The organism is Kitasatospora sp. NPDC036755 (assembly GCF_040636595.1).
Taxonomy (GTDB): Bacteria; Actinomycetota; Actinomycetes; order Streptomycetales; family Streptomycetaceae; genus Kitasatospora.
In genome coordinates this window covers 1-7,367 of the sequence record NZ_JBEZUT010000392.1, presented here as the reverse complement: position 1 = coordinate 7,367, position 7,367 = coordinate 1, and the positions used below count along the sequence as shown (strand labels likewise).

At 75.3% G+C, this 7,367-nt stretch carries 10 protein-coding genes; 2 read left to right on the top strand and 8 right to left on the bottom strand.

Annotated elements, in window-relative coordinates; all coding sequences use genetic code 11:
• Window positions 1–123: 123 nt before the first annotated feature.
• The 8 genes from AB0E96_RS36065 to AB0E96_RS36030 form a co-directional block, all read right to left on the bottom strand.
• Window positions 124–903 carry an SDR family oxidoreductase gene (locus AB0E96_RS36065; RefSeq protein ID WP_359830195.1) on the bottom strand — a complete coding sequence of 260 codons (780 nt, stop codon included), beginning with the start codon at window positions 901–903 and terminating at the stop codon, window positions 124–126.
• A 170-nt stretch (window positions 904–1,073) separates the two neighbouring features.
• Window positions 1,074–1,778, bottom strand: coding sequence for a DUF1963 domain-containing protein (locus AB0E96_RS36060; protein ID WP_359830193.1), 705 nt, complete (start codon window positions 1,776–1,778; stop codon window positions 1,074–1,076).
• A 294-nt stretch (window positions 1,779–2,072) separates the two neighbouring features.
• A complete protein-coding gene (gene thpR / locus AB0E96_RS36055) occupies window positions 2,073–2,693 on the bottom strand; it encodes an RNA 2',3'-cyclic phosphodiesterase (RefSeq protein ID WP_359830191.1) in 621 nt (206 codons plus the stop codon).
• Window positions 2,694–2,923: 230 nt separating this feature from the next.
• Window positions 2,924–3,058 carry a hypothetical protein gene (locus AB0E96_RS36050; protein WP_359830189.1) on the bottom strand — a complete coding sequence of 45 codons (135 nt, stop codon included), beginning with the start codon at window positions 3,056–3,058 and terminating at the stop codon, window positions 2,924–2,926.
• A 43-nt stretch (window positions 3,059–3,101) separates the two neighbouring features.
• Complete coding sequence (locus tag AB0E96_RS36045; RefSeq protein ID WP_359830187.1) at window positions 3,102–3,806, bottom strand: hypothetical protein; 705 nt, start codon at window positions 3,804–3,806, stop codon at window positions 3,102–3,104.
• A complete protein-coding gene (locus AB0E96_RS36040) occupies window positions 3,803–4,423 on the bottom strand; it encodes a SigE family RNA polymerase sigma factor (RefSeq protein WP_359830185.1) in 621 nt (206 codons plus the stop codon). The genes AB0E96_RS36045 and AB0E96_RS36040 overlap by 4 nt, the downstream gene beginning before the upstream one ends.
• A gap of 148 nt (window positions 4,424–4,571) precedes the next feature.
• Window positions 4,572–5,213, bottom strand: a complete 642-nt coding sequence (locus tag AB0E96_RS36035) for a hypothetical protein (RefSeq protein ID WP_359830183.1) — start codon at window positions 5,211–5,213, stop codon at window positions 4,572–4,574.
• A 70-nt stretch (window positions 5,214–5,283) separates the two neighbouring features.
• Complete coding sequence (locus AB0E96_RS36030) at window positions 5,284–5,817, bottom strand: hypothetical protein (protein WP_359830181.1); 534 nt, start codon at window positions 5,815–5,817, stop codon at window positions 5,284–5,286.
• Window positions 5,818–6,010: 193 nt separating this feature from the next.
• On the opposite strand from AB0E96_RS36030, the gene AB0E96_RS36025 reads away from it, so the two are divergent.
• Window positions 6,011–6,541 carry a hypothetical protein gene (locus AB0E96_RS36025; protein ID WP_359830179.1) on the top strand — a complete coding sequence of 177 codons (531 nt, stop codon included), beginning with the start codon at window positions 6,011–6,013 and terminating at the stop codon, window positions 6,539–6,541.
• 175 nt (window positions 6,542–6,716) lie between these two features.
• Window positions 6,717–7,274 (top strand): GNAT family protein, encoded by a 558-nt coding sequence (locus AB0E96_RS36020; protein WP_359830178.1) that lies wholly within the window; start codon window positions 6,717–6,719, stop codon window positions 7,272–7,274.
• Window positions 7,275–7,367 lie beyond the last annotated feature (93 nt).

The following is a 7,367-nucleotide window of genomic DNA, read 5'->3' as shown; positions in this document are numbered from 1 at the left end:
AGCGAGAGCGGAATGGTCTCGGCGGACTGGTAGCCGGGGGTGAGCACCACCGCGTGGTCGCCCGGTTCGAGCAGCACCTGCATGGCGAGGTGCGACAGGGCGTCCCTCGACGCCCCGGTGCGGTCACGCGGGCGGGATCGGGCCGAGGTAGGTGCCGCCGGAGGCGTCGATGGCCTGGCCGGTCACCCAGCGGCCCCGCGGGCCCGCCAGGAAGCCCACGACGTCCGCGACGTCCTCCGGCAGGCCGATCCGGCCCAGGGCGGTGATCGACTCCAGCCCCGCCATGGCTTCCGGGACGCCCGTCCACTCGGACGTCATGTCGGTGAGGATCACGCCCGGATTGACGGTGTTCACCGTGATCCCGCGCCGGCCGAGCTCGTTGGCGAGCGGCGCGGCGAGGGCCGTCAGCGCCGTCTTGCTGATGGTGTAGCCGATCTGGACGGGCGAGCCGATGCGGGCCGCCGCCGAGGCCACGTTCACGATCCGACCGCCGTCCCGCAGCAGCGGCAGGGCCCGCTGGATCACGAAGACCGGGGTGCGCACGTTGACCGCCATCACCCGGTCGAACTCCTCCTCGGTGAGCTGCCCGATCGAACCGGCCAGGTGGACGCCCGCGTTGTTGACCAGGACGTCCAGACCGTCCTCGCCGTACTCCGCCAACCCGGACTTCAGACCCTCGAACAGCTCGTCCAGCGCGCCGCTCTCACCGAACCGGGCCCGCACCGCGAACGCCCGGCCGCCGGCCCCGGCGATCAGCTCCACCGTCTCCGCCGCGGCCTTCTCGTTGCCGCCGTAGTGCACCGCGACCAGCGCCCCGTCGGCGGCGAGCCTCAGCGCGACCGCCCGCCCGATCCCGCGCGAGCCGCCCGTCACCAGTGCCGTCCTGCCGTCCAGTTCACCCATGGCCGAACGCTCCCCTCATGGCCGCCCCGGCCCGAACCGGCGCGGCGTCCAGGCCGTCGCGGCCCGATGCCGGACGGCCCCTCATACCTGCCCCGCCCGGAGATCTCCGATCCCTCCGCCCGGGCCGCCCCGCCCGGGCCTCCCCGTCGGCCGCGCCCGGTGCGGGCCGGTCACTCCGAGTCGAACCAGTGGGTGAAGGGACGGTCCGGGCAGGACCGGCACTCCAGGACGTACACGGTGCCGCCTCCACCCAGGTCGAGGCCGGTGGGCTCCACGCCCCGAGCGCCCTCGTCGTCCCGGTCCTCGACGGGCCGCCACGTCCGCCAGGACGAACCGTCCCACTCCCATCCGGCCACGGTCAGCAGGTGGTCCATCGGCCGGCCGCACCGCTCGCACCCGAGGTCGGCCGGGCCGGTGATCCACGCCGGATACCCGCCGAGCTTCGTACCCGGTGCCTCCGCGAAGTGCGTCGCGTACGAGAGCAGCGGAGCGGCCTCCTTCAGCCGGTGGAAGTCCTCCCGCCACTCCTCGGCCGACTCCTCCGGCAGCTCCCAGGCCGGATACTCCGTCACGCGCTCCGGGTGCACCACGCAGGGCACCGGCACGTGCCGGCGGTCAGCGGCGGGATCGGCCGCCGGCGCCGGAAGGACGGCCCCGACGGCCCCCGAGTCGCGCCAGAACACCACCGGCCACGGCGACACCGGAAAGTCGTGACCGAACGGGCACCACAGCACCTGCAGGACGTCCTTGCCCTGCGGAAAGGGCACCACACCGGCCGGCAGATCCGCCCGGAACACCTGCACCACCGGCACCAGCGGCACCGGCGAGACGCTCGGCAGGCCGCCCCCGACGTCCCGGTGCGGCCTGGTACACACCGGCCAGGCCTCCCCCACCGGCCACGACAACGGGCCGCCCACCGAACTCTGCCCGCTCGACGGGGCACCCGGCCTCGGATGCAGCCGCACGGTGTCCCGCGCCCACGCCGCGAGCCCGGGCACGAACGCCGTCACGTCCAAGGGGTGCTCGGTCGTACGCCGAGCCGCCCCGCCCGCCGAAGGACCCGGATCCATCACCTGATCAGTCACCCGGCGAACCCTGCCACACCCCACCGACAACAGCCCGCCCGGCACCGGTCCGTCCGAGCGGGCGCTCGTACCCCCGCCCGTCGGTCAGGGCTCGGTGGGGGTGCCCTCGTGGCGGGCCGGGTCGGTGGGGGTGGCGAAGGGCCAGGCTTCGATGTCGCGGTAGTGGATCGGGCCGGGGCCGCGGCCGATGTTGCTGCCGACGAGGTGGAGGCGGGCGGTGTGCCAGGGGCGGCCCGTGAAGCCGGTGAGGCCGGCCGCGGCCAGTGGGACGCTGACGGCGTCGTCGCGGCGGGACCGGGCGAGGGTCAGGTGGGGGCGCAGCGGCCGTTCCCTGAACTCGATTCCGCAGGACCTGACCAGGTCCCGGACGTCGGTGGCGAGCTGGTGCAGGTGGTCCACGTCGCCGTCGATCCCGGTCCACAGCAGTCGCTGGTCGAAGTGGCCGCCGCCACGCAGGGCGAGTTCCAGGGCGGGGTGCGCGGTGGCCCGGTCGGCGAGTGCGGCTCGCAGCCGGGGCACCACCGTGGAGGGTTGTTCGCCGAGGAAGGCCAGGGTGATGTGCCAGTCCTCGATCCGGTTCCACCGCAGCCGCGGGTACCTGGCGCAGGCGGGCCGCAGGGCCCGGGCCAGTTCGTCCTTGGCGTCGTCGGGCGGGGCCAGGGCGACGAAGACGCGCAGGGTCGGGGTTTCGGTGTGATCGTCCACGGGGGGAGGCTAGCCGAGGGCGGTTCGCCGGTGCCCACCGGTGGTGGCGCCCGTGTGCGGCTTCGGCGCCGGTGTCCTCGCCGCGCGGGGTCGGGCCGGCGCCCCGGGCGCGAACGCGCGCGGAGCGGTGGCCTTCACGGACGTCGCCGCCGCGAAGACCACCGTGAAGACCACCGCGAAGACCACTGTGAAGACCGCTGTAGACGCTGCCGTGGAGGCCGCCGCTCAGGTCAGACGGCGTGGCCGTCGCCGCCCTTGTTCAGGAACACCCGCACCGAGCCGTCCCCGTTGATCACGGGGCGCCCCTCCCCGGGGCGCCCGCAGGACGGCGGTTCGGACGGCCCGGGCGGCGGCGAGGTGGTCACCCCGGTTCACCGGTCGGCCCGGGCCGGGGCCCGCGCACCTGTTTCAGGGCGCGACGGTCCTGCTCGCCAGCACCCTCCCCTGGGCGTCGTACGCGGCGAACCGGATGCCCTCCAGCGGGTGCGCCGTCCGGTCCTCGGGGGCCTTCCGGCCGGGGCCCCAGACGTGGCCGGTGGCGTACCCCGGGTCGCCGGGCAGCGAGGCGACGGTGGCCCAGGAGGCCTGGCCGTCCAGCTCGATGCTCATCCGGGCCACCTGCCCGGGCCCCTTGTAGACGAGGATGTACAGACCCTCCTGGGGCTGCGGGGGGTTCCCGTAGTACTGCATGGTGATCTCGGTCGCCTCCCCCGCCCAGGAGTACCCGGCGCACCCCGGACCGCTCGGGTACGCGGGAGCGTCGTGGACGCAGATCTCCCGGTCCTTCAGCTGCATCCACCAGTCCTGGCGGTCCAGGGGCAGCTGCCCGCCGGGCTCGACCACCACGGCCTCGGGAGCCGGGCCCTCCGGCACCCGGGGGGCCTCCGCGGCCGGTCCGACCGCGTGGCCGCCGCCCCGCGCGGACAGGACCGCGCCCGTACCGGCCACCACCGCGAGGGCGGCCACCACCGCCGAGGCTCCCATCGCCACCCGGCGCCCCCGCCGCTGGCGGCGCACGTGCTCCCGCACCGGTCCGGCGGTCCAGTCCCCCACCGCGACCCGGGCCGCCTCGTCCCGCAGCGCGTCGCGCACCATGTCCTCGGTGTCCGTCACCGGTTGCCTCCGTCCGTGCCGTCGATCGTCGATCCGGTGTCCTTCGCGTACGCGGCCAGCGCCGGGTGGCTGCGCAGCTTCGCCAGGCCCCGGCTGGCCTGGCTCTTCACGTTGCCCGGCGAGCAGGCGAGCACGTCGGCGACCTGGCGCTCGCCCATGTCCTCCCAGTAGCGCAGGACGACCACGGCCCGCTGCCGCTGCGGCAGCTCGGCCAGCGCCTGGATCAGCACCGAGCGCTGCTCGACGTCGTGGTGCCCACCGCCCGCGGTGGACTCCCGGTCGGGCAGGACGGGGACCAGCAGCTGCCGGACCCGGCGCCGCCGGTGACGGCTCAGGTTGTTGTTCACCAGCGCCCGGTGGACGTAGGCGTCCGGCTCGTCCAACCGGCTGATCCGGGCCCAGTTCCGGAAGACCTTCGCGAACGTCGCCTGCACGACGTCCTCGGCCTCGTGGTGGTCACCCGTGAGCAGGTAGGCCGTCCGCACCAGTCGCCGCCACCGCGTGGCGGCGAACGCCTCGAAGTCCGGCTCCCTCGGGCCGGGGCCGCCCCCGGAGGCCGGTGCCGTGACGGACCGTGGCTCCTCCCCCACCGGGATGTGCAATGCGCTCGCGGTCATCCGATTCCTTTTCGCATCCGTACGACGACCCGTCCGGATCATCGCTCTGCCCTACTCACCGCCGCGCCGCCGCATGGGTTGCACGACGGCGGCCGGCATTCGTGCGGGCACGAGAGGCTTCGGGCTCCCGGCGGGTGTGGTCGAGCGTCTACAGGCCGGCGAGCCAGGGATGACCGGGGTGCACCCGGGCGAGCAGTTCGGCCAGGGTCGCGCGCTGGGGCGGGGTCAGGTGCGGGACGGTCGCGTCGAAGTCCGCCTGGTCCTTCCGGCGGACGTGCTTCGCCTTGAACAGCAGGACCAGTTCGGGCGCCAGGTACGGGATGCCGTCCCGGGTACGGCGGATGACGTCGCCGTAGGGGAGCCGGATCGTCGCGTCGCGTCGGCAGACCCAGGTGTCGCCGTCGTGCGGTTCGCGGAACACGTCGAGCAGGTAGCCGCCGGTGGCCGGGTCGCGCAGCCAGGTCTGGTGCACGGCGGCCAGCACCTCCGGTGCGGCGTTCTCCCAGATCCGGCCGCTGCCCGCCGCGTCGAAGACGTATCCGGGGAAGCGGTCCCGGATCTCGGGGAAGCCCGCGGCCGGAACCCCGATCTCGATGTCCCCGTGTGCGCGGGTCTGCCGGCCCCGGAACAGGTCCAGCGCCCAGCCCGCGGCCACGTACCAGGGCGTGCCGACCCCGGCCAGCCGCCGCGCGACCTCGCCGGGGGTCCAGCTGGACGACCACCTGGTGTGGAGGGATTCGATCTCGTCGGGTGACAGCTCGATGCCGCCGCCGGGAAGTCGCTCGTTCACCACGGGAATCTACCAGCGGGCCCGACGGCCCCCGCCGGGCCGGCCGGGGGCCGGTGGTCCGGGAGCCCCGTCACTCCGGGCCGGCGGTGTCCTCGGCTCCATCGGGCGCATCGGCCTCGACGGGCTCCATGGCGGTGGCGTCGCTCAAGTCCTCCACCCTCAGCGGGCGTTGGCCGTCGAAAACGACCGCGAGACCGTAGGGGTCGCAGATCGGCAGGCGCCCCTCGGCGAAGCGCAGGTGCCACTCGTCGACGTGGAAGTCGAGCCGCGGGTGGTCCAGGGGGAAGTCCGTGACGGGCAGGCCGAGGTAGGGCTCGGACCGCGCCGCGGTGAGGCCGAAGAACGCCGGGTCGGCCGCCAGAGCCTCGCGCACGAAGCGGAGCCCGGTCTCGAGGTAGTGGTCGATCCTGCCGAGGACCTCGCCGACCAGCGCGAGGTCGGCCTGGTCGACGTCGTCGGTGCCGTCGAGCAGGATGGCGGCCTCGACGGGAGCCCCGTACAGCGCGCTCCACGGCGCCTGCTCCACGCTCCAGACGCGCAGCCCGTCGGGCCCCCTGCCGAGGACCAGCCGTCCGATCCCGGTGCGGAAGACGTTCGAGGACACGGTGACCCCATCTCACGAGACTCGTTACATGATCGTCGGCACGCCGAGCCGGCCCGCGGCGACGGAATCGGACCACGCTACCCCGGGGCCCGGCCCGCGGATCCCGGCCCACCGCGCCGTGCGGCGGCCGGGATCCGCGCCCGGCACGCCCGGCGGGCCGGTCGGCGCGGACGCGAGCAGGACGGAGACGGGTATGGGACGCGACAAGGCCGGCAAGCCGCGCCGGTCGGGGGAAGCGGCCGGGTACGCCCTGCGGCGGCTGCGGCCGCCCGGCTACGACCGGTGGATCACCGTGGCCCCGGGCGCCTACGGCCGGGCCGTGCGGGACACCCGGCTCAGCCCGCAGGCCGTGGCCACGGCCCGGCGTCTGCACCGGCTGGCGCCGTTGTACGGGTCGACGGTCCCCGAGCAGGCCCTGTGGCTGGACCTCGCCGTCGACCGGGGCGTCCTCCGGGTGCGCCGCCCCGACGGCGGCATCGGCCGGCTGTCGGTCGCGGACCTCGCCACGCTGCCGGGCGACCGGCCCGGGGACGCGGACCTGCGCGGCGCCGTCCACGAACTCCACGCCGCCGGGGCCGTCCTGGTCGAGCCCGGCGATGAGGAGGAGCTCGTGCTGCGGGTGGTCGTCCGCAAACCGGCCGGGCCGGGCGGGTCGTGGCTGTTCGACGGCGACCCGGCCGGCGCCCCGGACAGCGCCCCGGCCGGCGACCCGGCCGACGCCTGAGCGCCGAAGGCCCCCGCTCCGCCCGCCGGGGGACTCTCCCGGTGGCCACCGGCCCGCGGAGCGGCCGGACACGACGGGCCGCGCGGTGCGCAGGTCGGTGAGCCGCAGCGGACGGCGGCCTCACCGCCCGAAAACCCGTTGGCCCCGGTCGGGCGGCCGGTGGTAAATATGTGACATGTTACAAGGCGTTCACATCACCCTCCGGGCCCGTCACACCGCCGACCTCCCGGTGCTCCTGGCCGAGCTGTACGACGACGTACCGACCCGCGCGCGGGCCGACTCCCGGCCCTGGCGGCCGATCCCGCCGGGCTCGGCGCACTCCCCGTACGCGGTCGCCGAGCCGGCCGACGAGGCCGCGTGCTTCTCCGTGGTCGAGACGGCCACCGGGGAGCTGGCCGGCGAGGCGCTGCTGTGGGGCGTCGACACCCACAACCGGAGCGCCCACGTCGGGCTCGCCCTGCGGCCGCGCCACCGGCGGCGCGGGTTCGCGCCCGACGTCCTGGGGGTGCTCTGCCACTACGCCTTCCCGGTGCTCGGCCTGCGCCGCCTCCAGCTGGAGACCCTGGCGGACAACGCCCCGATGCTCCGGGCCGCCGCCACGGCCGGCTTCACCGTCGAGGGGCGGCTGCGCCGAGCCGCCTGGGCGTACGGGGAGTTCGTGGACCAGGTCGTGCTCGGGCTGCTCGCCGAGGAGTGGCCGGCGGGCGGTCGCGACGGGGGCGCGGCCGGCTGACGGCAGGCGGGCCGGGATACGAGGACGAGAAGTACGAGGAGATGCTGGCCCAGATGGAGTCGGTGTCGCCGTACGGCCTGACCGGCTCGATCA